Origin of the sequence: Burkholderia sp. KCJ3K979, assembly GCF_016759955.1 — a bacterium.
Classification (GTDB): domain Bacteria; phylum Pseudomonadota; class Gammaproteobacteria; order Burkholderiales; family Burkholderiaceae; genus Burkholderia; species Burkholderia orbicola.
Genome location: NZ_JACFYV010000026.1, coordinates 12,699 through 37,440, shown reverse-complemented (window position 1 = coordinate 37,440; position 24,742 = coordinate 12,699). Strand labels below are relative to the sequence as shown.

The following is a 24,742-nucleotide window of genomic DNA, read 5'->3' as shown; positions in this document are numbered from 1 at the left end:
GCACCTCGCTGCCGTCGATTTATCTTATTTTACATAATCAACATTATCGACATTTTTGATTGTGGCAGCCATATCCTAATGTCGTGTTCTGGCTATTTACAGATGTCGTGTTTTTGACTGCTGGCATGCTGGACGGCTGCCGGTTTCCCGGCGCCGGAGGCTGCGATGGCTGCAACGGAGCGGATCACGATGACGATGCGCGAGCTGGATCGACTCAAGGTCATTCAGGACGTAGCCGACGGCAAGCTCAAACCAGATTGACGACACGACAGATGCGCCGGTTGGTCGCCCGGTTACGGGCGCGGTCCAGCCAGTTTTGTTCAACAGAATGCGCGGACGTAGAAGATCGAGCGCCTAGAAGTTTCGCGCCACGCCAACCATGAACATGTCCTGGTCCTTGTCGTTGCCGGTTGCGACACGATTGAAGCGCAGGCTCGCCGCCCAATCGTTCGTCACCTGATAGGCCACTTGCGCGCTGAGCAACGCATTGAGTCGCGTCCTGCCCGAGCCGTCGTTCCGATCCCGCGAGAGATACGGACCGACGCCCGCCGACAGCGTCCATTTGCTCTTGATCGGCGCGACGTACCAGAATTGCGCGGCCACGCCGCGTCGGCCGGCCACGCCATTGTTGCCTTCGTAGACGAAGCTCGCCGAATAGGCCCACGCATTGCCGAGCGGCCGCTTGACTTCGACCATGTATCCCCTTTCGATCGGCACTTGAGGACGGTTCGTCTGCGACGTCCCGGCCCAAACGCCGATCTGCGTCTTGCCGTCCGAAAACGCAGGGCCAGGATCGCCGCCGAAATCCGAGCCGACGCCGAAGAGCACCGCGTCGGAATTGAATCCGCCGATCATCTGGACGTGGTTGTACTGCACCTTGAGAAAGAAGCGCTTGGGAACGACGTAATACCGCACCGCTGCCGACGCGCGCACGCCCCAGCGCTTGTCATTGCGTGGCTGGCCGTCGACATGGGTCGTGTCCATGCTGAAGTACGGGCCCGCCGAAAATTCGAGCGCCAGGCGACTGCCGACCGGCCAACGAAACGAACCCAGGGCGGCAAAACCGTCACGATGGTGATTCAACGGATGCCCTTCGTTCATGTACGCGAGGTAGACCGACAGGTAATCGTTCAAGACGTCACCGAAGCCGACTTCGTACGCACGCCAATGCATATCGCCACCCTCGGTCGCTCGTCCGTCGCCATACACCGCATAGGCGTTGAGCGTTCTCTCCGATTTCAGCCCGCTCGGCGAACTACTCGACGGTCCATCCTCGGCGTGCGCGTGTACCGGGCACGTCAGCATTGTCAGGCCGGCGATCGAGCTTGTGAGGACGAAGCGCGAACAGATGTAACGGCACTCTCCCATTTGGCCCCCTCACCTTGGTAAGCGCGTTTTCCGGGAAAAGTTGCTAACGATTATAGGCGGCGGACAGCAGGCGTCGAACACGCGTTTACGGCAATTCCCCTGCCCTGATGGCGAGCATGTTCGGTATCAGGGCATAAGAGTGCGTCGGGTCGGGCGCGTTTCAATGGACGCCAGTTTGGATTTCCAATGAACCTATTATGATAAGAAAAGTTATCCGAATAGCGGTATCGTTTGATCGAACTGCATGTTCCGAGGCAGAAGGTTCAGGCCATCAAATCACCAGAAAATCGGCTCCCTCGGTGAGATCGCGCCATGCTTCGATCTTCGCGCGGCGCGGCGCGGCGCGTCGAGGCGCCTGGACGCAACGTCGGGCTCCGCTTGGCCGAACAGCGGACGCAACGACGGCGTATCCGGCTCCAGCGCGGCGAGCACCGCGCCAAGCATCTGAACCCCCATCGGCGAGACGGCATCGTCGGGCCAGCGACAACGGGATTAATCAGGTCGGGATCGTCTGAAAGCCCTGCCCTGCAAGGCACGACACGATCCAGATACATTGAAATACAAAATATCGTATGCGATTTAATCGAATACGCTTGACTCAGGTGGTCGTGAGGCGGAAACTGCATCGCATGCGATCGAATCGCATCTGAAACAAACCTCAACCGACGGAGTAAATGATGAGCAAGATCGACAAAGTGCTGTACACGGGCAAGACGCATACGACTTCCGGCGGCCGCGACGGCGCCGCGCGCAGTTCCGATGGCCGCCTCGACATCCAGTTGTCGTCGCCGGGCAGCGCGGGCACCGGCACCAACCCGGAACAGCTGTTCGCGGCTGGCTGGTCGGCCTGCTTCATCGGCGCGATGCAACTTGCGGCGCGTGCCGCGAAGGTGACGCTGCCGGCCGATCTCGCGGTCGACGCCGAAGTGGACCTCGGCACGGCGGGCAACGCGTACTTCCTGCAGGCCCGGCTGAACGTGAGCGTGCCGGGGCTCGAGCGCGACGTCGCGCAACGCATCGTCGACGCCGCGCACCAGACTTGCCCGTATTCGAAGGCGACGCGCGGCAACATCGACGTCGAGATCCGGATCGCCTGAACGTTGCACCGGGCGGCCGAGTGCCCCCTCCCGAATTCCCGATTCCTTTTCCATCGAGGTGAAACATGAAAACCCAATTGATCGCTGCCCTGTTCGTCGCTGTTTCGGCTGCCGTTGCCGCTCCCGCGTTTGCCAATGAAGCCGCCGTGACGCGTGCGCAGGTGCGCGCCGAACTCACGCAGCTTCAACACGTCGGCTATCCGCTGAATCGCGCGACGGACGCGACCTACCCCAACGATCTGCAGGCCGCGTTGACGCAGATCCACGCCGACGACGCCGTCGCGGCCAACGCACCGGCTTCCGGCTACGGCGGCAACGCCGACACCGCGACGCAATCCGGCCGCCGGTATGTCGCAAGCGTGGTCGAGCGCTCGGTGTACTTCGGTCACTGAGCACCACGCCCGGTACGTGAACCCTGATCCCCGTTTATTCCTGATCCTATTTTGTCGAGGTGAATGATGAAGACCCAACTGATTGCCGCCCTTCTCATTGCCGTGTCGGCCTCCGTCGCCGCACCGGTTTTTGCCGGCGAAAGCACCGTCACACGTGCGCAGGTGCGTGCGGAACTGGCCGCGTTGCAGCAAGCCGGCTACCAGCCGAACCGCCCCAACGATCCGAACTATCCGGCCAATATCCAGGCGGCGCTGAAACGGATTCGCGACGACGGCGCCGTCGCGGCCGATACGCAGGCAGCCGATTACGGCAGCGATGCCGGCGGTGCCGCGCAGTCCGGCAGCCGAAACACGCTGCGCACCGCCGAGCGCTCGATTTATTTCGGGCATTGAGCGCGGCACGGCGAATTCGGCCGCTGAGGTCCGCCATATAAAGCGCATGCGATGTAATCGCGTGCGCTTTTCTATTGGTGTTGCCCGGGTCTGCGTTCGCGGTGCTATCCGCCCGCCCCCATCCGGGATTATTCTGTGCGGCACCCACCTTCCACCAAGGAGCCGCCGATGCCGGACGCCATGACCGGAAACGCGACAACCGATGCGCACGTGCTCGACCGGGTCGTCTGGAATGCGCTCACGGGCAGGCAGTGTCGCTTTGCGCTCGGCGACGGTCGTGCGCTGCGGTTCCCGACGGCCATCGCGCCATTTGCCGCGATCGACGACACGAGCCCGGCGTCGTTCGACGCGCTGTGCGGGCTGATCGCCGCACACGGCCCGGCGGCGCTCGTCACGCCGGACGAGATCGAGCCGCCGGCAGCTTTGTCGGTGATCCGGCGAGCGACGTTGCTTCAAATGACCTGGCAAGGTGCGTTCGATCCGACGCACGAAACGGAGCCTGTTCCGCTCGGCGAAGCCGACGTGCCTGACATGCTCGCGCTGACCGCCGCCGCGCAGCCGGGCCCGTTCGGCCCGCGCACGTTCGAGCTTGGCCACTACATCGGCGTGCGCAGTGAAGGCCGGCTGGCCGCGATGGCCGGCCAGCGGATGCAGGTCGACGGCTATACCGAGGTCAGCGCCGTCTGCGTGGACGCCGCGTTTCGCCGGCAAGGGCTTGCCGCGCGGCTGATCCGGTCGCTGATCGCGACGATCGGCGCGCGTGCGGAAACGCCGTTCCTGCACGTCCTGACGACGAACCGGGTGGCGATCGAACGTTATCTCGCACTCGGTTTCGTGGTCCGTCGCGAGATGCACCTGCTGGTGCTGGGCGATGCGCACGCATGACAACGCGGCCGGCGCGATTTCCGCGTCGGCCGCTTGTCGTGCCTGAGAGCTTTCAGGCTTCGGTCGACCGGATCAGGTTGCCGCGCAGCGTGACGATCGCCTTCTGTACCTTGGCGAACTCGTCCGGTTTCAGCCCGGTGGCTTCGACCAGGTTCATATCGAGCCCCTTCTCGCGCACGCGTCGACCGCTTTTCGTCAGGCTGACGAGCACCTGGCGTTCGTCGGACGGATCGCGGTGCCGCTCCAGGTAGCCCATTGCCTCGAGCTTCTTCAGGATCGGCGTCAGCGTATTGGATTCGAGAAACAGCTTCTCGCCGAGCTGGCCAACGGTCTGGTTGTCCTGCTCCCACAGCGCAATGATCGTGATGTACTGCGTATACGTGAGGCCGAGCTCGTCGAGGATCGGCTTGTATGCCTTGCCGAACGCGAGGTTCGCCGAGTAGATCGCAAAGCACAGGAACTCGGACAGCTTCGGCGCGGCGGACGGCGGGGTTTCAGTCGGTTTCATGGACTTCCTCCAGCGACGCGAACGGTCGCAGACAACCGCATTATATATCGCATGCGATCTTATCGGAAGCATGATAATCGGTGTCGATCGGCTGACGCGCGCCGCGCTCGTTCAGCCCGGCTTGTGGCGTTTGCCGGTTGGCTGACGGCTGATCGACAGCAGCGAGCACTGCACCGGATGCGCGATTTCGGTCGCGAGCCCGCCCGCGGCAAACAGCAGGATCATCAGCCAGCGCTTCATGCGTCCTCCACGATCGAAAGGCTCGCGCCATCGAGGACCGTCGCGTCGAGCGCGGTCGGATCGACGCCGTCGAGGCAACCGAGATTGACGCGCCAGCATGCCGGGTCCTTGCGGGTCTGGTGGAACGGATAGACGCCGCACCGGCTGCAGAAATAGTGGCGTGCGGTGTGCGTGTTGAAGCGATAGCACGTCAGCGCGTCCTCGCCTTCGACGATCGTCAGGTTGGCGGCGGCGAACATCGGGCTCATCAGCGCGCCGCGCCGGCGGCACAGGCTGCAGTTGCAGCGGACGGCCGGTGCAATGGCCGCGATGACTTCGAATTTGACGGCCCCGCAATGGCAGGACCCTTTGAACCAGGTGGCAGACATGACGGGCTCCGAAAGAGGTCACGCCTGCTTTATAGCGAACCCGCGCGCGGGCGTTGTATCGCACTGTATCCGCGCTCGGCGCAGATACAGGACATTGCACATCCGCGGCGCGCGCGATCTGCAGGCGACGGTTGCGTCGGCGCCCACACAGCAGGGGTCATGGTTTTCCCGCCCCGCGGGATGGCGCGGATGCGCATCGTTTTCGATACGCCCCTCCGCCACGCAGGCTGCACCGGCCTGTCGGGCGACTACGCGCTGCCGCGCGGCCTCTACCCTTTCTGCCCAGGAAAGGACGCTTGAAACATCCGCAATTATCACGTGCCGCCGATTTGCCCACCATGTATCGGACGATCGGCGCAGCCCGCACGGGCGGCGCTTGCACGCGCCCGGCGATGCCTGCCGTCGCGTCGCGTGGCCGGCGCGTTACACCGGTCGCGAACGCCAGGCCCAGCGCCACGGCATATCGATAATCAGGAGACACGATGAACAGCCAATCCCTCGACCTAGGCGGCCATGCCGGCGGCCCTGAATCCGCCCGGCCGCCGGCCGCTTCAGCAGGCACCGGCGCCGATGCGGCAGCCCTTCCCGGCCGCCGCGTCACGCTCGGCGATTTCATGGACGATCTGCCGGTCGGCGCATTGCATCGATTCGTCGTCTGGGTGATCGGCGTCGGGCTGTTCTTCGACATGTACGAGATTTTTCTCGTCAGTACGATCGGCTCCGCGTTGCAGCACGAATACGGGCTGAGCCGGCAAAGCGCCGATTTCAAGCTATTGCTGGCGTCGGCGTTCATCGGCATGTTCGTCGGCGCGATGTGCCTCGGCAGCCTGGCCGACCGCATCGGCCGGCGCAAGGCGTTCCTGCTCACGCTCGGGTGGTACAGCGCGTTCTCGCTGGTCGGTGCGTTTTCCGTGAACGCCGACATGCTCGTGGCATGCCGGTTCCTGACGGGCATCGGCGTCGGCGCGATCTATCCGGTCGCCGACAGCTTCCTGTCCGAAATCCTGCCGAAGGACAAGCGCGGGCGGCTCGCCGCGTGGGCCTACACGACTTCGTATGTCGCGGTGCCGCTCGTCGGCTTTCTCGCGCTGTGGCTGAATCCGTTGCAGGTGGCGGGCGTCGCCGGCTGGCGCATCATCCTCGCGATCGGCAGTCTCGGCGCCGTGTACGTGCTGCTCGTCCAGCACCGGCTGCCGGAAAGCCCGCGCTGGCTGCTCGCGCAAGGCCGCACGGCCGATGCGCACGCGGCGCTGCGGCGATTCGCGGAAAGCGCCGGCGTGCGTGTGCCCGAACACTTCGCGGAACCGGTCGAGCCGCAGCGGCCGCTGGGGCTCGGCGAGCGCATCGCGCTGCTGCGCCGCCAACCGTACGGCGCGCGCTACGTGATGCTGGCGATCTTTCACCTGTTGCAGGGCTTCGGCTACTACGGGTTCGGCACGCTGGCCGGCACGGTCGTGAAAAGCCGCGGCTTCGACGTGACGGACAGTACGCTGTTCATTGCGCTGTCGTTCATCGGCTATCCGATCGGCTCGCTGCTGTCGATTCCGCTGCTCAACTGGATCGAGCGCCGCACGCTCGTGATCGTGTCGATCCTGTCGATCGCGGTGTTCGGGCTGTGCTTCGCGTATTCGGGCAATACGATGCTGATCGTCGGCTTCGGGTTCCTGACGACCTGTGCGTCGAACGTGTTCAGCAACGCGTATCACGTGTATCAGGCCGAGATTTTCCCGGCGCGCGTGCGCTCGACGGCGATCGGCAGTACCTATGCGCTGTCGCGGATCGTGAGCGGCGCGCTGCCGTTCGTGTTGCTGCCGGTGCTCGGCCACTACGGCGCGGGCGCGATGTTCGGCGTGATCTCGGTCGCACTCGGCATCGTCGCCGTCACGCTGCGCGTGCTCGGGCCGCTGACCACGCGGCGCAGCCAGGACGAGATCAATCCGGTTTGACGCGGCGATCGGCACGGGGCGCACGGAGCCGCACCCGTGCGTCGCGTTGCCTCGCATTCACCGCGCCGACATGAAATCGAACAGCTTCGCGACGTCGGTCGTCAGCACGCTACCCGCCTTCACGCCGACCCACAGCGTGCGCGTCGCCCACGCGTCGTCGAGTTTCACGACACCGAGCCGCGCCGCACGCTCGCCGGTCACCGCATCGCGCGGCAGCACGCCGACGCCGAGCCCCGCCTCGATCATCCGGCTCACGCCATCGAAATTCGATACCTGGATTCGCAGCTTCAGCGAGCGCTCGGCCGCGAACGCGGCGTCGGTCATCCGCGCGAGCAGCGAGCTGCCGTCGCTCAAGCCCACGTAGTCCTCGTCGAGCGTATCCGCGAAGCGGATGCGCTCGCGCGCGGCGAACCGGTGCGTGCGCGGCACGAGCAGCACGAGCTCGTCGCGCCGGTACAGCCGTCGTTCGATGCCGGGCGCCGGCACGTTGTCGGCGAATACGCCGAGATCGGCCTTGCCCGACGCGAGCGCGTCGACGATCTCGTGACTCAGCCGCTCCTCGAGGCTGACCTTGATGCCGGGGTTGTCGGTGAGGAACGCGGCGAGATCGGCGGGCAGGAACTGGACGATCGCGGACGTGTTGGTCCAGACGTGGATATGGCCGCGCACGCCGGCGACGTAGTCGCTCATCTCGTGCGCCATCCGGTTGACCTGCTCGATCACCTTCGCCGCATGATCGAGCAGTGCGCGGCCCGCGGGCGTCAGCTCGACGCCGCGCGCATGCCGGACGAACAGTGCGCTGCCGGTCACGCTTTCGAGTTCGGCGATGCGCTTGCTGACCGCGGACAGCGTGAGCTGGCCGTGTTCGGCCGCCTTCGTCAGGCTGCCGTGCTCGGCGACGAGCGCGAACACGCGCAGCGACTGCAGATCGAAATGAAGCGGGTTCACCATGTCGTGGGGTCCTGGAGGGCCGTGTGAGCGTACGTCGTCATCGTGCCGGTCTGACGCCGATCATACGCCCGGCCGTGCGTGTGCGATATGGGATGGCTAGCGCGGCGCGATCGCATGCAATGCGGCGAGCATCGCGCCGTCGGGCGTCGCGAGATCGTCGAGCACCGCGAAGTGCTGCATGCCGGGCAGCCACGTGCGGGCGATTCGCTCGCCGGCGGCTTCGCACGCGGTTGCGTATTCGTCTGCCTGCCGGATGAGTTCGGGCAGTTCCGCATCGCCGACCGCCACGACGGTCGGGGCGCCGGGCTCGATGTGATGCAGCGGACTGTATGCGTCGACCTCGTGTGCGGTGAGCTGCAGTTTGTCGTTCAGGCAGCACAGCGCGATCGGTTCGAGATCGACGAGCGGGCTGATCGCAAGCGCCGATGCGACGGCCGGATGCGCGCGATGCAGCGCCGTCAGGTGGCCGCCCGCCGAATGGCCGCTCAGGTGAATCGGCCGCCCCGCGATACCAAGGCCGTCGCGGTCGGCCGCGAGATGGTCGAGCAGCGCGCCGATCTCGCCGACGATATCGGTCATCGTCGCGACCGGCGCGAGCGTGTATTCGGCGAGCACGACGTCGTAGCCGCGCGCGAGCGGCCCGCTCGCCGCATACGCGAAATCCTCTTTCGTGCAGTGCTGCCAGTAGCCGCCGTGGATGAACACGAACAGCGGCGCATCGCGCTGCCCGCACGGCAGCCAGTCGAATCGCTGCGCGGGTTGCGCGCCGTAGCGCAGGTCGCGGCGGCCGGGCGTCGCGGCATACAGCGCCGCGCTGCGCGCCTGGCATGACGCGAGCAACGCGGGGAAATCGGGAACAGCCTTCGTGTTCAGGTACGCGGCGTCGAGCGCCGCGCGGTCCATGCCGCGATAGAGGATCGTCATTGGGGAATCGCCCGGATCAGGTTGCGGATGCGCGCGGCAGGTTGGCGCCGTGCGCGCGGCGAAGGCGGCGGCCGGGCCGACGCCGTTGCGCCATTATCCGCAGTGCGGTCGCGCACGGCTATCCGGAATCGGCGGGCGCGGCGCGTGCCTGTCCGCTTTCGGCGAAGGACTGTGGCGCCGGGCGCGCAGCGTGCGGGTGCCCGCGCGGGCGACTGCACCCGCACGTCAGATCAGTTCGGAGATTTCGATCAGGTTCAGGTCGGGATCGCGCACGTAGATCGAGCGGATTTTCTGCGTCGCGCCCGTGCGTTTGACGGGCCCTTCCACGATCGGCCAGTCGACGCGTCGCAGGTGCGCGATCACGTCGTCGAGCGGAACCGACGCGATGAAGCACAGGTCGAGCGCGCCCGGCACCGGCACATGCGCTTTCGGCTCGAATTCCGCGCCGCGCACGTGGAGGTTGATCTTCTGGTTGCCGAAACGGAACGCGAGCCGGCCCGCGCCGAAGGTTTCGAGCTGCATCTGCAGCACCTCGGTGTAGAAATGCTTCGTCCGTTCCGGATCGACGCAGGTCAGCACGAGATGATCGAGATGGTCGATCAGCGTCATGGAATTCGCTCCTGTTTCTGTTGGGGGTCACGATTCACGAGAAAGCGCGTTGCGCTGGCATGTCGCCGGCGTCGGCGCGCGGCGGCGGATGAAGGTCGGAGCGGCGGCCGGCCTTCAGGATCTGGCTCGGCACGTCGTGCCCGATCAGCGCGGGCAGCCGCGCCGATGCGGCGAGCACGGCCGCCAGATCGATGCCCGTATCGTAGCCGTCGAGCTCGAGCATGTGCACCAGTTCCTCGGTGCACGCGTTGCCGGTCGCACCCGGCGCATACGGGCAGCCGCCGAGCCCGCCGAGCGACGCGTCGAAGCGGTCGATGCCGGCGTCGAGCGCCGCGAGCGTGTTGGCAAGCGCCATCCCGCGCGTGTTGTGGAAGTGCAGCGTGAGCTGCAACGCGCCGAAGCGCTCGCGTGCGCGGCGCGACAGATCGCGCACTTGCGACGGAAACGCCATGCCGGTCGTGTCGCACAGCGTGAAGCCGTGCACGCCGAGATCCGCGAAGCGCTGCATCCACGCGAGCACCGTTTCTGCCGACACGTCGCCTTCCATCGGGCAGCCCATCGCGGTCGACAGCGACACGTTGATCGCGACACCCGTGCCGCGCACCGTGTCGATCACGTCGCGCAACTGCGCGAACGACTGCTCGCGCGTCATCCGCAGGTTCGCGCGGTTGTGGCTCTCGCTCATCGACATCACGAGGTTCACCTCGTCGACGCCGCATGACAGCGCGCGCTCGGCGCCGCGCACGTTCGGCACGAGCACCGTATAGACGACGCCCGGCGCGCGCACGATGCCGTGCATCACGGCTTCCGCGTCGCGCAGCGCGGGAATTGCCTTCGGCGACGTGAACGACGTGACCTCGATCTTCGCGTAGCCGCAGGCGCTCAGCGCGTCGACGAGCGCGATCTTGTCGTCGGTGTCGACGAAGGCGGCCTCGTTCTGGAAACCGTCGCGGGTTGCGACTTCGTGGATATGGAGTCGTTGCGGATGCCGGTTCATGGGTTCGTCCCGATGGTTGTGTCAGATCACGCCGCGCGTACGCCAGTCGTCGCGCGTCGCCGCATCGATGCCGAGCGATTCGAGTACCGCATCGGTATCGGCGCCGAGCGCGGGCGCCGGCCGCTCGATGCGCCCGGGCGTCGCGTCGAGTTTCGGCACGATGCCCGGCACCAGCACGGGCGTGCCGTCGGGCAGCGCGGCGTCGACGATCATGTCGCGCGCACGGTAGTGCGGGTCGGCCGCGATGTCGGCCACGTCGTAGATGCGTCCGGACGGAATGCGCGCATCGTTCAGCGCGGCGAGCACGTCGTCGAGGTCGTGGCGGGCACTCCATTCGCCGATCGCCGCATCGATGCGCGCGACCTGCGCGACGCGCCCGTCGTTGTGGGCGAGCGCCGGATCGTTGCCCAGATCGGGGCGACCGATCAGTTCCATCAGGCGCCGGAAGATGCTGTCGCCGTTGCCGGCGATCAGCGCGTACTTGCCGTCGCGGCAACGGTACGCGTTGGTCGGCGCGATGCCCGGCAGGCTGCTGCCGGCCGGCTCGCGCACCGCGCCGAACGCCGCATATTCGGGCAGCAGGCTTTCCATCATGTTGAACACCGATTCGTACAGCGCGACGTCGACGACCTGCCCCTTGCCGCCCTGCTGCTCGCGATGCCGCAACGCCAGCAGCACGCCGATCACGCCATGCAGTGCCGACAGCGAATCGCCGAGCGAGATGCCGACGCGCACCGGCGTGCGGCCCGGTTCGCCGGTCAGGTGGCGCAGGCCGCCCATCGCCTCGGCGATCACGCCGAAGCCGGGCCGGTCGCGATACGGGCCCGTCTGCCCGAAGCCCGACACGCGCAGCATCACGAGCCCCGGATTGATCGCGGACAGTGCGTCCCAGCCGAGCCCCCAGCCTTCCAGCGTGCCGGGCCGGAAGTTTTCGATCAGCACGTCGGTGTCGGCGACGAGGCGGCGCACGACGTCCTGCCCTTCGGGCGTGCGCAGGTCGAGCGTGAGCGAGGTCTTGTTGCGCGACTGCGCGGCCCACCAGACCGACGTGCCGTCGTGCAGCAGCCGCCATTTGCGCAGCGGATCGCCGATGCCCGGCGGCTCGACCTTGATGACCTCCGCGCCGAATTCGGCGAGCATCCGGCCCGCGAACGGCCCGGCGATCAGTTGGCCAAGCTCCAGCACGCGGATGCCGTCCAGGGGGCGTGTCATGACTGTCTCCGATGAAAGCGTGTTGTCGATGACGGCGATCATGACGGCGTTCGCGCCCGGCGAAAATCGATCGATGGTCAACCCGCCTTTCCGAAACGGAAAGGCGGTCGTCGGTGCGAGCATGGTGTCGATCACGTAGCGAGCCTCTGCCTTTCCTTGCAGGAAAGCCCGCTCGCGCAACGATCAAACGATGGCGCACGCGCCGCCGGCAGAATCGAAGCCGTTCCGCGCCACCGGGCGCCTGCCAGCGAGACCCGCCATGTTTTCCGTTTCCGCTCCCGCGAAGATCGTGTTCCTCGACCGCGCGACGCTGTCGCCGCAGACCGGGCTGAAGCCGTTTCCGTTCCCGCACGTATTGCAGATATTCGACCGGACAGCCGCGCACGAGGTCGCGGCGCGCATCCGCGACGCGGACATCGTCGTGACCAACAAGGTGCGGCTCGACGCGGCGGCCCTCGCCGCCGCGCGGCCGTTGCGGATGATCGCGATCGCGGCGACCGGCACGGACATCGTCGATCTCGATACCTGTGCGGCACGCGGGATCGTCGTGAGCAATATTCGCGGCTATGCGGTGCGCACGGTGCCCGAGCATACGTTCGCGCTGATCTTCGCGCTGCGGCGCAGCGTCGTCGCTTATCGCGACGCGGTGCGCGCGGGGCGCTGGCTCGACAGCGGGCAGTTCTGCTTCTTCGACCACCCGATTCGCGACCTGGCCGGTTCGACGCTCGGGATCGTCGGCGACGGCGTGCTCGGGCGCGCGGTGGCCGCCATCGCGCGTGCGCTCGACATGCGGGTGCTGTTCGCGGCGCACGGCGACACATCGGGCGACGGTCATGCGCCGCTCGACACGCTGCTGCGCGACAGCGACGTGATCACGCTGCACTGCCCGCTCACGCCGGCCACGCGGCACCTGATCGACGCACACGCGTTTGCGCGGATGGCGCGCCGGCCGCTGCTGATCAATACCGCGCGCGGCGGGCTCGTGGACGAAAGCGCACTCGTCGATGCGTTGCAGTCGGGGCAGATCGCGGGCGCGGGGTTCGACGTGGTCACGCAGGAGCCGTTGCCGGCCGCGCATCCGTTTCACGCGATCCTGTCGCATCCGGCGTTCATCCTGACGCCGCACGTCGCGTGGGCGAGCGACGAGGCGATGCAGGCGCTCGCCGATCAGCTCGTGGACAACATCGCCGCGTTCGTCGGTGGTGAACCGCGGCACGTCGTGTGACACGCACCAACAGAACGGCCCCGCTCGATTGCCCGAAGCGGGGCCGGCTGAATGCGGGGCTGCTTACGCCAGCGACTCGGCACGTAACGGGTTCGTGCGTCCGCCCTATCTTGCGGCCGGTTTCTGAATACCTGATGAACGCGACTTTAAGGCATTCAGGCCGGCAGTGATGTAGGGCAAGTCCGAAAGGCGGAAAAGCCGCTCAGTCAGGCCGCTCAGTAGGCGGACATCTCGACGCAAGGATCGACCTTGGACGGCGAGCAGATGACCGAGTACTTGGCGCTCTCGCGCATCAGCGCTTCGCCTTCGTGCAGCGCGATCTTGATCTCGGGGTGACGTTCGTACGCAAGGAAGGCCGAGCACACGACGGCGGACATCACGACGAGGGAAAACACAAATTTTTCAAGGGTTTGGAAACGTTCAGGCATGGTTGGGACCTTTCTCTCTCGCCGTAATTATACCTTGAGATAAGGGTTTTCCCTATAACTCTGCCCGCATACCGAGGATGGGGTCAAACGAGATAAGACAAGTGCTTGCGCCCTTTTATCGAAAAAGCGGGCCGCGCGGCCCGTACGAACGGGGCCGTCTGCACGAGGACGGAACGAGGGCTTGCCGGTGGCCGGCGCGTCACTGGCCCACTGCGTCACTCCGGCGCCGACGCGCCACTCGCCGCATTGCCCGGCCAGGCCTTGCCGATATGGTCGATCAGCGACTTCGCGGTGCCCGTCACGAGCGCCGCGTCGACGCCCGACGTCTGCCACGCGCCGTCGGCCGCCTTCACGAAGGTCAGGTTCGCGCGCGACGGCGAGTAATCGGCATTGCGCCACGTGACCACGACGTCGCACGAATACGTGCGATCGCCGAGCTTCTTGCAGTCGCCGTCGGGTTTCGCCGACACGACGTCGGCCGACACGGGCAACGGCTGGCCGAACAGCGCGTTCAGCCCGCCGTGGTTTTCCGCTTCGAGCGCGCGGCGCACGGCGGCGTCGACGTCGCTCGATCCGGGGCCGTCGTGAAGCAGATTGCAGGCGGCCAGCAGCGTCGAAGCGCCGGCGAGTGTCAGCAGCGTGTGAAACTTCATGGATATCCGTTGATCGGGTGAACGCCGCGTAGTCTGCAACGTCCGCGTGTCGTGCGCGGTATCCATTTGTAACCAATTGCACGGCTACCTACAGCCTGGCGACCCGGTGCGATCGTGCGATGCCCTCGCCTATTGCCGCTCCTGCTTCACGCGGCTCACGAGCTGCGTCGGACTGACGAACTGCAGCGCGATCACGACCCATACGAGCGTGATGGCCATATAGATCATCGCCATCGCGTCGATCGACTGCGGCGCGCGCACACCGGTCGAGAACACCGCGTAATACAGCGCGACGACGAGCGTCTGCGTGCTCGGGCCCGCGGTGAAGAACGTCAGCTCGAACATCCCGATCGTGCGCACCAGCACGAGCAGCCCGGCCGCGAGCATGCCGGGCACCAGCAACGGCAGCAGCACGTAGCGGAAATAGCGCCACGTGTTCGCGCCGAAGATGCGCGCGGCCGCTTCGAGGTTCGGATCGATCTGTTCGATGAACGGCGTCATCACGAGGATCACGAACGGCAGCGCCGGCACCAGGTTCGCGAGGATCACGCCCGGCAGCGTGCCCGCGAGCCCGATCTTGTACATCACCGTCGCCATCGGAATCCCGTACGTGACGGGCGGCACCATCAGCGGCAGCAGGAACACCAGCAGCGCGAAGCGCTTGCCGCGGAACTGCACGCGCGCGAGCGCATACGCGGCCGGCACGCCGAGCGCGATCGACAGCAGCACGACCGCGCCGACGACCTCGACGGTCACCCACAGCACGCTCGCGAGCTGGAAGTCGTCCCACGCCTTCGCATACCAGTGCAACGTGAAGCCCTGCGGCAACGGCGTGCCGAACCAGCGCGTCGCGACCGAGTTCACCGCGACGGTCGCGATCAGCAGCATCACGTTCAACAGGAAGAACGCCATCAGCCCCCAGACGAGCGCCTTCCATGCGCGGCCAGCGAGATTGCTTTTCATCCGGTGCGGTTTCCTTGCATCGACGGGCCGCGCATCGGGTGCGTCGTGCTTCGGCGGCCACGTGCGGGCGGCATGATCGTCGGTTGCCATCAGCCCTTGCCTCCCGTCACCGCGCCCGTATAGAAGAAGCGGCGCGCGCCGAGCATCGACGCAACCACCAGCAACTGCACGAAGCCCATCACGATCGCGATCGCCGACGCGAGCGAATAGTCGTAGCTTTCGAACGCGGCCTCGGCCGCCGCGATCGAGATCACGCGGGTCGGGCCGGCCGGCGCGCCGAGCAGCACGGCCGACGGAAACACCGAGAACGCCTGCACGAACGACAGGCAAGCGGCCATCGTGAGCCCCGGCACGAGCAGCGGCAGGTAGATCTGGCGAAACTGCTGCCACGGGTTCGCGCCGAGGGTGGCGGCCGCGCGCGCGAGGGTCGGGTCGATGCCGCTGATGTACGACAGCATCAACAGGAACGCGAACGGAAAACCCGACACGATCAGCGACAGCAGCACGCCCCAGTAGTTGTGCGTGAGGCGCACTTCGTCGGTGTACAGGTGCAGCCCCTGCAGCGCCTGCGGAAACCAGCCGTTCGGCCCGAAATACGTGAGCATCCCGTCGGCGACGAGCACCGTGCCGAGCGTGACCGGAATCACGAGCAGCGTCGTGACGAACTTCTGGTACGGCGAGTTGCGGCGCAGCGCGAACGCGACGGGCACCGCGATGCCGACGTTGAGCAGCGTCGCCGGCACCGCGAGCTTCAGCGTGACGAGCACAGTCGGCCACATCGCTGTGTCGGTGAAGAACTGCACGTAGTTCGCGAGCGCGCCGCCGCCGTTCGTCGCGTTCGTCGGCTGGAACGACAGCACGAGGCCGTACGCGAACGGATAGATGAACAGCGCGGCGATGAACGCGAGCGCCGGCGTGACGAGCCAGGCTTTCGCGTCGCGCGGCGCGCCGCCGGTCGCGAGCGTGCTCATGCGGCCTCCGGGCGCGACGCCGCCGCGCATGCCGGGTTGCGCGGGCCGTTCATTGCGCCTCTCCCGCATAGACGAGCGTGCGCGCGGGCGCCACGCACAGCCGCAAGCGCTCGCCTTGCGTGAACTCGCCGGCCACGCGGGCCCAGATCGAACCGAACGGCGTGATCGCGCGAATCAGCGAATCGCGGCCGCCATACTCGACCGTCTCGACGGTCGCGTCGAACGCATTGTCGGCACCCGCTTCCGCGCGTTCGATGTCGTCGGGGCGCAGCGCGACCACGACCTCCTTCGCGTCGAAGCCGGCCATCGGCACGCCGATGAGGCGCACGCCGCCCGACGTGACGTTCACGTAATCGCCGGCCATCCCTTCGAGCGTAAACGGCAGCACGTTGCGATAGCCCATGAAGCGCGCGACATGCAGGTTGTGCGGGCGCGTGTAGACATCCTTCGGCGACGCGACCTGCTGCACGACGCCCTCCTTCATCACGACGATGCGGTCGGCCATCGACAGCGCCTCGTCCTGGTCGTGCGTCACGTAGATCGTCGCGCGTTCGAGCTGCGTGTGGATGCGGCGGATTTCCGCGCGCATCTCGATGCGCAGCTTGGTGTCGAGGTTCGACAGCGGCTCGTCCATCAGCACGAGCGGCGGCTCGATCACGATCGCGCGCGCGATCGCCACGCGCTGCTGCTGCCCGCCCGACAGTTGCCCGGGCAGCTTGTCCTCATGACCGACGAGCTGTACGAGTTCGAGCGCCTGCTGCGCGCGCCGCCGCGTTTCCTGCTTCGCCACGCCGCGCATCTTGAGGCCGAAGCCGACGTTCTCGAGCACCGACATGTGCGGAAACAGCGCGTAGTTCTGGAACACCATCCCGAAGCCGCGACGCTCGGGCGGCAGCACGTCGATGCGCACGTCGTCGAGCCAGATGCCGCCGCGCGTGAGCGGCTGCAGCCCCGCGATGCAGTTCAGCGCGGTCGATTTGCCGCAACCGGACGGGCCGAGCAGCGCGATGAATTCGCCGCGCCGGATCTCGAGGTCGAGCCCGTTCAGCGCGGCGACCTGCGCGCCTTGCGTATTGGTAAAACTGCGGCACACGCCGTCGAGCCGCAACCGTTCGAAACTGTGCTTCATTCCTCGAACTCCATCGACGCGGCCGCCGCGGCGCCCGCCGGTTCAGCCGTCACTTCGATTTCTGCGAACCGATCTCGCGATCCCATTTCTGGAACGCGGCGACCATCGCCTGCGCGTTGAGCGGCTGCACGTGCGGACGATCGGCGAGCAGCTTCGCGTATTCCGGGCGGCCGAATTTCCTGATCACTTCCTGGCTGTGCGCGGGCGCCATCTCGAGCGTCACGCCCTTCACCGCCGGGCCCGGGTAGAAGTAGCCGTCGTCGTAGGTCATCGCCTGCTGCGCCGGTTCGAGCAGGAAGTTCATCAGCTTGAACAGCACGTCGAGCTTTTCCTTCGGCACGCCCTTCGGGATCACCATGTAGTGCGCGTCGTTGACCCACGTCATGTTGTCGAACGCCTGGATCTTGAATTCGGCCGGCACGATGCCGAGCGCGCGCGGGTTCAGGTCCCAGCCGGTGACGGTCACGGTCATGTCGCGCGTGCCTTCGCCGAGCTCCTTCATCACCGCCGACGTCCCGCCCGGGTAGTACGGCACGCATTCGTTCAACTGTTTCAGGAATGCCCAGGTCTTGTCCCAGCCGTTGATCGGGTCCTGCGGATTCTTGTCGCCGAGCACGTACGGCAGCCCCATCAGGAATGTGCGGCCGGGGCCCGAGTTCGCGGGGCGCGCATAGATCAGCTTGTTCGGGTGCGCCTTGCACCACGCGAGCAACTGGTCGGGCGTCTTCGGCGGGTCGCTGACCTTCGCCGGGTTGTATTCGAGCAGCGGGCCGGCCGGCATGTAGGTCACTTCGAGGCCGAAGCCCTGCGCGAGATCCTGCATCTTGCGCGGGCCGGGCGCGTACTTGTCGAGCACGCCGGGGAGCGCGGCCGCGTTGTCGGGCAGGAGCTTCTGCCACAGGTTCTGCTCGATGCCGGCGGCCAGCGCGTCGGTGCCCGTCAGCACGAGGTCGATGTCCGAGCGCCCCGCCGCCTGCATCGCCTTGATCTTGCCCGGCAATTGCGGCGCGGGCGCGTTCGTGAACGTGACGTTCGCGACGAGGCCCGGGTTCTTCTCCTTGAACGCCTCGATGGCCTTCTGCGTGAGCTGCAGGTTGCCGGCGACGTCGACGATGTTCAGCGATACGGGGGCCGCAACGGCCGCGGCGGCCGACAGCGTGAAGCCTAGTGCGAGTGCGATCCGGCGGACACGGCGAGCGATCGGGGTGGTGTTCATGTCTCCTCACTTCGGTCGGTGGATGGGACCTTTCTTGTCAGGAAATCATGACGGCGTTATACGATGTCGGTCAACAAAAAACCACGGAATGCGGGGCGGGACTTTCCCTGACAAAAAGCTTCCGTTTGTTGACGAATTGCGCGGTGGCCGATTCTGTCGAGGGTGACGGAGTCGTTTGGCCGGGTGTGTTAGGACGTCGTATCTCGATGAGAGGCGGAACGGGTCGGGCCGTCGGCGGCCCCCGGTCGACGGAGACACGTTGCCCGCTGTGTCTTGCGGTACCGTGAGCCGCGCTGAACATAGCGATCGCGCCGAACCACCGGCGGCCGGCCGACCCCTGCATCGATTCCCCGGATCGGCTACAGTGGGCGCTTTCGGCGCGCTCCGCCCTGCCGCCGCGCCGCGAACCGTGCGCGAGCGCGGCGGCACGGGCGGAGCGCGGATCATTCACTTCGACGAGCGAACCTTCATGCCCGATCTGTCCGCCTTCCCGATCACGCAAAAGTGGCCGGCCCAGCACCCCGACCGTCTCCAGCTCTATTCGCTGCCGACGCCGAACGGCGTCAAGGTGTCGATCATGCTCGAGGAAACCGGCCTGCCGTACGAGCCGCACCTCGTGCGCTTCGACACGAACGACCAGTTCTCGCCCGAATTCCTGTCGCTGAACCCGAACAACAAGATCCCCGCGATCATCGATCCGAACGGCCCCGACGGCCAGCCGCTGCCGCTGTTCGAATCGGGCGCGATCCTGATCTATCTGGCGGACAAGACGGGTCAACTGATCCCGCAGGATCTCGCGGGCCGCTACGAGACGATCCAGTGGGTGATGTTCCAGATGGGCGGCATCGGGCCTATGTTCGGGCAGCTCGGCTTCTTCCACAAGTTCGCCGGGCGCGATTATGAGGACAAGCGTCCGCGTGACCGTTATGTCGCCGAATCGAAGCGCCTGCTCGGCGTGCTCGACGCGCATCTCGCGAACCGCCAGTGGGTGATGGGCGATACCTACACGATCGCCGATATCGCGATCTTTCCGTGGGTGCGCAATCTGGTCGGATTCTATGAGGCGGGCGATCTGGTCGGGTTCGGCGAATTTGGGAACGTCAAGCGGGTGCTCGACGCGTTTGTTGGGCGGCCGGCTGTCGCGCGGGGGCTCAATATTCCGGCGCGGGGCTGAGTGACCGGGCGGCAGCGGGCACATCGTCCGCGGCCCGCGCTACGCTCGAGTCAGGCCCACCGCAATGCGCGGTGGGCATTTTTTTGCTCATCACGAATTTTGGGGGAACGCCGGGAAGACTGTCGGTGTTCGGCCAATTTCCGCCATTCGCGACCGTCCGCAGTCGAGTCGACATTATGAGTACTCCAGTATGTCGAGTCGCCCACGCGCTGCGGGAAAACGAGTCTGACCAGGCCGCGCTTCACGTACTAGTCTTCTGGCATACGGAGCGGGTGCCTCACACTCACCAGCGGCTCTTGTGCAACCTTGGCCGAGCCTATGACGAAGCGCCACCACATCCGCTCAAGAACGTTGTTCGATACGGCGGACTGGACAAAGCCGCCGCAACTCTGAAAATCGGACGTAGATACGCCGTCAGGCCCAGAGGCTATTCAAGACAGCGTACCTATTTCAGGGGGGGAAAGAGCGATCGGCGTGCGGAACAGCACGGCATTTAGCGGTTGGAGATAGCGCTATGAACGGGAAAACTCTCTTTACCTGTACTTTGCTGTTGGCTGGATGGTTCTGCTTCGCGTCGCCTGCTTTTTCCCAGTCCTCTCCCCCGACGTCCGAAACCGCAAAACAGACCGAAGCGCTGGTAGACAAAGCTGCGGAGCTGATTGACAGAAAAGGCAAGGAGGCATTCTCTGAGTTCAGAGTGAATGGCAGCGAGTGGTTCCACGGGGATACCTATGTGTTCGTTTACGATCTGAAGGCGAATGTCCTGTTGAATCCGGCAATCCCATCACGCGAGGGGACCAACGTAAGCGGCCAGAAAGATACCAACGGCAAGCTGTTTCACGATGCCATGATTGAGACGGCCGAAACGAGGGGATCGGGCTGGGTTGACTACATGTTCATGAGGCCCGGGCAAACTCATCCGTCGCATAAATGGACGTATGTGAAGGCAGTGAAGATCGATGGGGTTCCGGGCCTGGTGGCGTCGGGCTTCTATTCGGAGTAGGTTCTGGCTAGCCCCAGTCGACCCCACCACAGAGGCGGACGAATCCGTTTTGGCCGGTGGCCCTCCCGTGAATTCTCATGAGCAGCGGTTTGCCAGCCTTATCTGCTAGAACACTTTCACGTGGAGTTCACTTCCTTCGGCGATGTGGGCTGTTTTGAACATTGAACGTTGAACGTCCGCTTTCGGCCTTCGAATTCGAGACTTTGTATTTCCGCTTCGGGTCGACTACAGCCGAACGCGTCGGGCGGCATACGGCCAGATGCGGTCGTTCGACCGGGGCCAACGCGCATGCCGGAGCGGCGCTTGATGTCCGTACTCCGGTCACGTGCCCGTCGCGCGCTCGCCTATTGACCCATGCTCCAGAGATTGATAGGATGGCCTCACTTTCAAAACGCCCTCCCGGTCCGCCGGGAGGGCGTTTCGTTTTGGTTCCTGCAACCAAAATGGAACCCTGGAATGAAAGCCTCTCTTGAAATCCGATCTGGCTCGGATGCCGGTCTCGGGTATGTGCAGTATGGCAATGGTCCAATTCGCGTGCTGGTCATGCACGACTGGCTCGGCGACCATTCCAGCTACGATGCAGTCATGCCTTGGCTCGATGGCCATTCGTTTAGCTACGTTTTCGTCGATTTGCGCGGCTACGGGCAATCCATCAACCTGGACGGTGAATTCACGGTCCAGGAGATTGCAGCCGATTGCCTCATGCTCGCTGACCGACTGGGTTGGACGCACTTCCATATCGTCGGCCACTCGATGACCGGAATGGTCACGCAACGTATTTCGGCGGACGCGCCGTCCCGCGTCATAAGCGCGATCGCCGTATGTCCCGTTTCCGCAGCTGGAAATCGGTTGAGTCCTGATGCACTGGCTTTCTTTGCCAGCACCATGCAAGACGACGATGCCCTTCGGCGGCTGTTTCGCTTCGTCACCGGAGGACTTTCCGATTCGTGGGCTGAACGCAAGGTCCGACAAAGCCGCGACACAGTCTCACCTGCCTGCCGGGCCAGATACCTCGAAATGCTCGTCACGGCAGACTTCGTCGATGACGTTCGGGGTCTTGAAACACCGTATTTGGTCATCGTTGGTGATAAGGATCCCGGACTGGATTCGGAGGCAATGGCGCACACTTTTCTCGCATGGCATCCGAACGCAGAACTGCAAGTTATCCCCAACTGCGGTCATTACCCGATGCAGGAGTGTCCGCCATATTTCGCAACCGTTATCGAAGGCTTCTTGAAACGCGGCGCCATTTGACTTGACTGGCCGAAAGAAAGCTGTAAGCGGACATATTCGGGCACGGGCCTGGATTGTCCGCAACGGGTCGGCAAGCGACGTCCACGAAAAAATTCACGAAGAATTTTTTTGCACGCCGCGTACGCTTTCATCACGCATTCTTCAACGCCGCGTCCCTTCCTCCCCTTCCGGCGTTGGATCTTCCAGCCCCGCCAGCAGCTTTCCGAGCAGTTCCGACAACTGCGCCTGTTCCGTCGCCGACAACGCAGCCAGCAGCGCACGCTGATTCTCGATGTGCGCAACAACCGCTTCATCGATCAGCGCCCGCCCCGCATCCGTCAGCGCGACGAGCGTGCCGCGCCCGTCGGCCGGGTTCGGCCGGCGCTCGACCCACCCTGCCTTCTGCAACCGGTCGATGCGCGCGGTCATCCCGCCCGACGACATCATCAGCGCGTCGTACAGCGCGGTCGGCGTCAGCGCGTACGGTGCGCCGCTGCGCCGCAGCGTCGCGAGCACGTCGAATTCACCCGGCTGCATGCCGTAGCGCGCGAACAGCGGATTGAGACGGTCGCGCGCGATCACGAGCGCAGCTTCCTGCAACCGCCCCACCACCACCATCGACGTTGCGTCGAGATCCGGACGCTCGGCGCGCCATTGCGCGAGCGCATGCTCGGCTCGATCCATTAACCCTCCTCGGCCTGCCAGTTATCTTGACGTCGAGACAAATCACCATTTATCTTGATGTCGAGATACTTTACCTGAAAAACGCGCGGCGCCTCGCTGGCAGCCACGCATCGATATCGAGGGCCTTGCGATGAATCGCTTCACTTCCCCCGGATGGCGGCTCGCCGCGATCGTGCTGGTCGGGCTGAACCTGCGGCCGGCGCTTGCCGCGGTCGGCCCGCTGCTCGACATGATCCAGCGCGCGACGGATATCGGCGACGGCGCGGCCAGCCTGCTGACGACGATCCCGATCCTGCTGATGGGGCTCGGTGCGCTGAGCGCACGGCGCCTGCAGCGCATCACCGGGATCGCGGGCGGCGTATGGCTCGGCGTCGCGTTGATCGGGCTGGCCTGCGCATCGCGCGCCGGTGCGCAGCACGCATGGCTGCTGCTCGCGAGCGCGTGCTGCGCGGGTGTCGGGATCGCGATGGTGCAGGCGCTGTTGCCCGGCTTCGTGAAGGCGCATTTCGCGACGCGCATCGGCGGCGCGATGGGCGTCTATTCGACGTCGATCATGGGCGGCGCGGTACTCGCGAGCGTCATCGCGCCATTCGCCGCGGCGCGCTGGGGCTGGCTCGCCGCGCTCGCCGGCTGGGCGCTGCCGGCGGCGCTCGCCGCATTGGCGTGGCCGCTGGCCAGCCGTGGGGGCGACGCGCTTTCCGCCGGGCCGGTGTCGGTATCGAATGCACGGCCGTCGCGTTCGCCTCGCGCCTGGCGACTCGCGCTGTTCTTTGGCATCGCGACGGGCGCCTACACGCTCGTGCTCGCATGGCTGCCGCCGTACTACATGCGGCTCGGCTGGTCGCCGACCGCGGCGGGCAGCCTGCTCGGCGGCGTGACGCTCGCGGAAGTCGTCGCGGGGCTGACGATCTCCGCGACGATCGATCGCCTCCCCGATCGCCGGCCCGGGCTGCACGCGGCGATCGCGTCGCTGTTCGTCGGGTTGCTGGTGATGCTGGCCGCGCCCGACGCGCTCGCGCTGCCGGCCGCGCTGCTGCTCGGCGCGGGGATCGGCGCGCTGTTTCCGCTGTCGCTGATCGTCACGGTCGACCATGCGGCCACGCCGGCCGATGCTGCGTCGTTGACGGGGTTCGTGCAGGGTGTCGGTTATTTGATCGCCGGGCTATTCCCGTTCGCGGCCGGCATCGTGCGCCAGCAACTCGCGGACCTGACGCCCGCGTGGATCGCGATGGCGTGCCTCTGTGTCGTGCTGTTCGCGCTCGCGGCCGGGCTTGCGCCGAAGCTGGCGCGGCACGTCGCGCGGGCCTGAGCGACGCCGCGGGCCAGCGGCCCGGGCGCCTGCCTGCCCGGTGTCGTCCCGGCAGCTCGCACCAGCAATATCCTCGCGGCCCGTCCAGATACCCGGCTTCACGGCGCTGGCGCGTTCAGCCCGCGCTCGCATACAGCGTCGAATCCGCGAACCCTTCGGCGTCGAGCACGCGCCCGATCAGGATCAGCGCGGTGCGCTCGATCTGCGTGCCCTGGACCTTGCCGACGATGTCGGCCAGCGTGCCCGTCACGCGTTCCTCGTCGGGCCAGCTTGCGCGATAGATCACCGCCACCGGGCAATCGGCGCCGTAATGCGGCAGCACTTCGTCGACGATACGCGCGAGATGGCGCACGCCGAGATGGATCGCGAGCGTCGCACGATGCGCGGCGAGCGCGCCGAGCGCTTCGCCTTCCGGCATCGTCGTCTTGCCCGCGAAACGCGTGAGGATCACCGTCTGCGCGACGCCCGGCAGCGTGAGCTCGACGCCGAGCGTGGCCGCGCATGCGGCCGTGGCCGTCACGCCCGGCACGATTTCGTACGGAATCCCAAGTGCTTTCAGGCGGCGGATCTGCTCGCCGATCGCACCATACAGCGACGGGTCGCCCGAATGCACGCGCGCGACGTCCCGACCTTTCGCGTGTGCGGCCGCGAGCAGCGCGACGATCGCGTCGAGATCGAGTTCGGCCGTGTTGACGACCTGCTCCGCGCGATGACCGTCGAGCACGGCGGCCGGCACGAGCGAGCCCGCATACAGGATCACCGGGCACGTGCGCACGAGCCGCTGGCCCTTCACCGTGATCAGCTCCGGGTCGCCGGGGCCCGCGCCGATGAAATACACCGTCATCGAAATTTCTCCGTCAATTC

Annotated in this window: 27 protein-coding genes; 10 read left to right on the top strand and 17 right to left on the bottom strand. The window is 65.8% G+C overall.

Annotated features, from left to right (window positions below):
* Positions 1-354: 354 nt before the first annotated feature.
* Positions 355-1,368 (bottom strand): hypothetical protein, encoded by a 1,014-nt coding sequence (locus tag H3O04_RS09185; RefSeq protein WP_011545435.1) that lies wholly within the window; start codon positions 1,366-1,368, stop codon positions 355-357.
* A gap of 677 nt (positions 1,369-2,045) precedes the next feature.
* On the opposite strand from H3O04_RS09185, the gene H3O04_RS09180 reads away from it, so the two are divergent.
* From H3O04_RS09180 to H3O04_RS09165, 4 genes are all read left to right on the top strand, one after another.
* Positions 2,046-2,465, top strand: a complete 420-nt coding sequence (locus H3O04_RS09180) for an organic hydroperoxide resistance protein (protein WP_011545433.1) — start codon at positions 2,046-2,048, stop codon at positions 2,463-2,465.
* 65 nt (positions 2,466-2,530) lie between these two features.
* Positions 2,531-2,857: a DUF4148 domain-containing protein gene (locus H3O04_RS09175; protein WP_200160635.1), complete on the top strand. Its 327-nt coding sequence runs from the start codon at positions 2,531-2,533 to the stop codon at positions 2,855-2,857.
* Positions 2,858-2,920: 63 nt separating this feature from the next.
* Complete coding sequence (locus H3O04_RS09170) at positions 2,921-3,250, top strand: DUF4148 domain-containing protein (protein WP_011545431.1); 330 nt, start codon at positions 2,921-2,923, stop codon at positions 3,248-3,250.
* 168 nt (positions 3,251-3,418) lie between these two features.
* Positions 3,419-4,135, top strand: coding sequence for a GNAT family N-acetyltransferase (locus tag H3O04_RS09165; RefSeq protein WP_202587536.1), 717 nt, complete (start codon positions 3,419-3,421; stop codon positions 4,133-4,135).
* Between the two features lie 52 nt (positions 4,136-4,187).
* On the opposite strand, the gene H3O04_RS09160 is transcribed toward H3O04_RS09165, so the two are convergent.
* From H3O04_RS09160 to H3O04_RS09155, 3 genes are all read right to left on the bottom strand, one after another.
* Positions 4,188-4,643 carry a MarR family winged helix-turn-helix transcriptional regulator gene (locus H3O04_RS09160; protein ID WP_074802704.1) on the bottom strand — a complete coding sequence of 152 codons (456 nt, stop codon included), beginning with the start codon at positions 4,641-4,643 and terminating at the stop codon, positions 4,188-4,190.
* Between the two features lie 111 nt (positions 4,644-4,754).
* Entirely contained in the window at positions 4,755-4,883 is a 129-nt protein-coding gene (locus tag H3O04_RS36535; protein WP_256334039.1) for a hypothetical protein, read from the bottom strand.
* Positions 4,880-5,251 (bottom strand): GFA family protein, encoded by a 372-nt coding sequence (locus H3O04_RS09155; protein WP_202587535.1) that lies wholly within the window; start codon positions 5,249-5,251, stop codon positions 4,880-4,882. The genes H3O04_RS36535 and H3O04_RS09155 overlap by 4 nt, the downstream gene beginning before the upstream one ends.
* Before the next feature lie 482 nt (positions 5,252-5,733).
* On the opposite strand from H3O04_RS09155, the gene H3O04_RS09150 reads away from it, so the two are divergent.
* On the top strand, positions 5,734-7,197 hold the full coding sequence (locus H3O04_RS09150; RefSeq protein ID WP_201316941.1) for an MFS transporter: 1,464 nt from the start codon (positions 5,734-5,736) through the stop codon (positions 7,195-7,197).
* A 57-nt stretch (positions 7,198-7,254) separates the two neighbouring features.
* Here the strand turns inward: H3O04_RS09150 and H3O04_RS09145 are convergent, their stop codons facing one another.
* From H3O04_RS09145 to H3O04_RS09125, 5 genes are all read right to left on the bottom strand, one after another.
* Positions 7,255-8,148 carry a LysR family transcriptional regulator gene (locus H3O04_RS09145; RefSeq protein WP_201316940.1) on the bottom strand — a complete coding sequence of 298 codons (894 nt, stop codon included), beginning with the start codon at positions 8,146-8,148 and terminating at the stop codon, positions 7,255-7,257.
* A 96-nt stretch (positions 8,149-8,244) separates the two neighbouring features.
* A complete protein-coding gene (locus tag H3O04_RS09140) occupies positions 8,245-9,072 on the bottom strand; it encodes an alpha/beta hydrolase (protein WP_202587534.1) in 828 nt (275 codons plus the stop codon).
* 225 nt (positions 9,073-9,297) lie between these two features.
* Complete coding sequence (locus H3O04_RS09135) at positions 9,298-9,681, bottom strand: VOC family protein (protein WP_202587533.1); 384 nt, start codon at positions 9,679-9,681, stop codon at positions 9,298-9,300.
* Between the two features lie 34 nt (positions 9,682-9,715).
* Positions 9,716-10,678, bottom strand: a complete 963-nt coding sequence (locus H3O04_RS09130; RefSeq protein WP_124480873.1) for a hydroxymethylglutaryl-CoA lyase — start codon at positions 10,676-10,678, stop codon at positions 9,716-9,718.
* A gap of 21 nt (positions 10,679-10,699) precedes the next feature.
* Positions 10,700-11,890, bottom strand: coding sequence for a CaiB/BaiF CoA transferase family protein (locus H3O04_RS09125; RefSeq protein ID WP_202587532.1), 1,191 nt, complete (start codon positions 11,888-11,890; stop codon positions 10,700-10,702).
* Between the two features lie 259 nt (positions 11,891-12,149).
* Here H3O04_RS09125 and H3O04_RS09120 point away from each other — a divergent pair, with 259 nt between their 5' ends.
* Positions 12,150-13,115, top strand: a complete 966-nt coding sequence (locus H3O04_RS09120; RefSeq protein ID WP_202587531.1) for a D-2-hydroxyacid dehydrogenase — start codon at positions 12,150-12,152, stop codon at positions 13,113-13,115.
* Positions 13,116-13,330: 215 nt separating this feature from the next.
* Here H3O04_RS09120 and H3O04_RS09115 read toward each other — a convergent pair whose 3' ends face one another.
* The 6 genes from H3O04_RS09115 to H3O04_RS09090 form a co-directional block, all read right to left on the bottom strand.
* Complete coding sequence (locus tag H3O04_RS09115) at positions 13,331-13,543, bottom strand: hypothetical protein (protein ID WP_006497261.1); 213 nt, start codon at positions 13,541-13,543, stop codon at positions 13,331-13,333.
* Positions 13,544-13,758: 215 nt separating this feature from the next.
* Positions 13,759-14,196: a hypothetical protein gene (locus H3O04_RS09110; RefSeq protein ID WP_023475953.1), complete on the bottom strand. Its 438-nt coding sequence runs from the start codon at positions 14,194-14,196 to the stop codon at positions 13,759-13,761.
* A gap of 129 nt (positions 14,197-14,325) precedes the next feature.
* Entirely contained in the window at positions 14,326-15,249 is a 924-nt protein-coding gene (locus H3O04_RS09105; protein WP_006476007.1) for an ABC transporter permease, read from the bottom strand.
* The gene (locus tag H3O04_RS09100; RefSeq protein ID WP_006483578.1) at positions 15,249-16,130 is read right to left on the bottom strand and encodes an ABC transporter permease; all 882 of its coding nucleotides are present in this window, start codon (positions 16,128-16,130) and stop codon (positions 15,249-15,251) included. The genes H3O04_RS09105 and H3O04_RS09100 overlap by 1 nt, the downstream gene beginning before the upstream one ends.
* A 49-nt stretch (positions 16,131-16,179) precedes the next feature.
* Positions 16,180-17,259 carry an ABC transporter ATP-binding protein gene (locus H3O04_RS09095; RefSeq protein WP_202587530.1) on the bottom strand — a complete coding sequence of 360 codons (1,080 nt, stop codon included), beginning with the start codon at positions 17,257-17,259 and terminating at the stop codon, positions 16,180-16,182.
* 49 nt (positions 17,260-17,308) lie between these two features.
* Positions 17,309-18,475 (bottom strand): ABC transporter substrate-binding protein, encoded by a 1,167-nt coding sequence (locus H3O04_RS09090; RefSeq protein WP_011545418.1) that lies wholly within the window; start codon positions 18,473-18,475, stop codon positions 17,309-17,311.
* 469 nt (positions 18,476-18,944) lie between these two features.
* Here H3O04_RS09090 and H3O04_RS09085 point away from each other — a divergent pair, with 469 nt between their 5' ends.
* The 3 genes from H3O04_RS09085 to H3O04_RS09075 all read left to right on the top strand — a co-directional run bounded on the left by H3O04_RS09085 (position 18,945) and on the right by H3O04_RS09075 (position 21,906).
* On the top strand, positions 18,945-19,649 hold the full coding sequence (locus H3O04_RS09085; protein ID WP_202587529.1) for a glutathione S-transferase N-terminal domain-containing protein: 705 nt from the start codon (positions 18,945-18,947) through the stop codon (positions 19,647-19,649).
* Positions 19,650-20,163: 514 nt separating this feature from the next.
* Positions 20,164-20,652 (top strand): cache domain-containing protein, encoded by a 489-nt coding sequence (locus H3O04_RS09080; protein ID WP_043887405.1) that lies wholly within the window; start codon positions 20,164-20,166, stop codon positions 20,650-20,652.
* Between the two features lie 456 nt (positions 20,653-21,108).
* The gene (locus H3O04_RS09075) at positions 21,109-21,906 is read left to right on the top strand and encodes an alpha/beta fold hydrolase (protein WP_043887407.1); all 798 of its coding nucleotides are present in this window, start codon (positions 21,109-21,111) and stop codon (positions 21,904-21,906) included.
* Positions 21,907-22,047: 141 nt separating this feature from the next.
* Here H3O04_RS09075 and H3O04_RS09070 read toward each other — a convergent pair whose 3' ends face one another.
* Positions 22,048-22,569, bottom strand: a complete 522-nt coding sequence (locus H3O04_RS09070; protein WP_006476012.1) for a MarR family winged helix-turn-helix transcriptional regulator — start codon at positions 22,567-22,569, stop codon at positions 22,048-22,050.
* A gap of 130 nt (positions 22,570-22,699) precedes the next feature.
* Between H3O04_RS09070 and H3O04_RS09065 the strand changes: the two genes are divergently transcribed.
* Complete coding sequence (locus tag H3O04_RS09065; RefSeq protein ID WP_202587527.1) at positions 22,700-23,878, top strand: MFS transporter; 1,179 nt, start codon at positions 22,700-22,702, stop codon at positions 23,876-23,878.
* Between the two features lie 115 nt (positions 23,879-23,993).
* On the opposite strand, the gene cobM is transcribed toward H3O04_RS09065, so the two are convergent.
* Positions 23,994-24,722 (bottom strand): precorrin-4 C(11)-methyltransferase, encoded by a 729-nt coding sequence (gene cobM / locus H3O04_RS09060; protein WP_023478073.1) that lies wholly within the window; start codon positions 24,720-24,722, stop codon positions 23,994-23,996.
* Between the last annotated feature and the right edge of the window lie 20 nt (positions 24,723-24,742).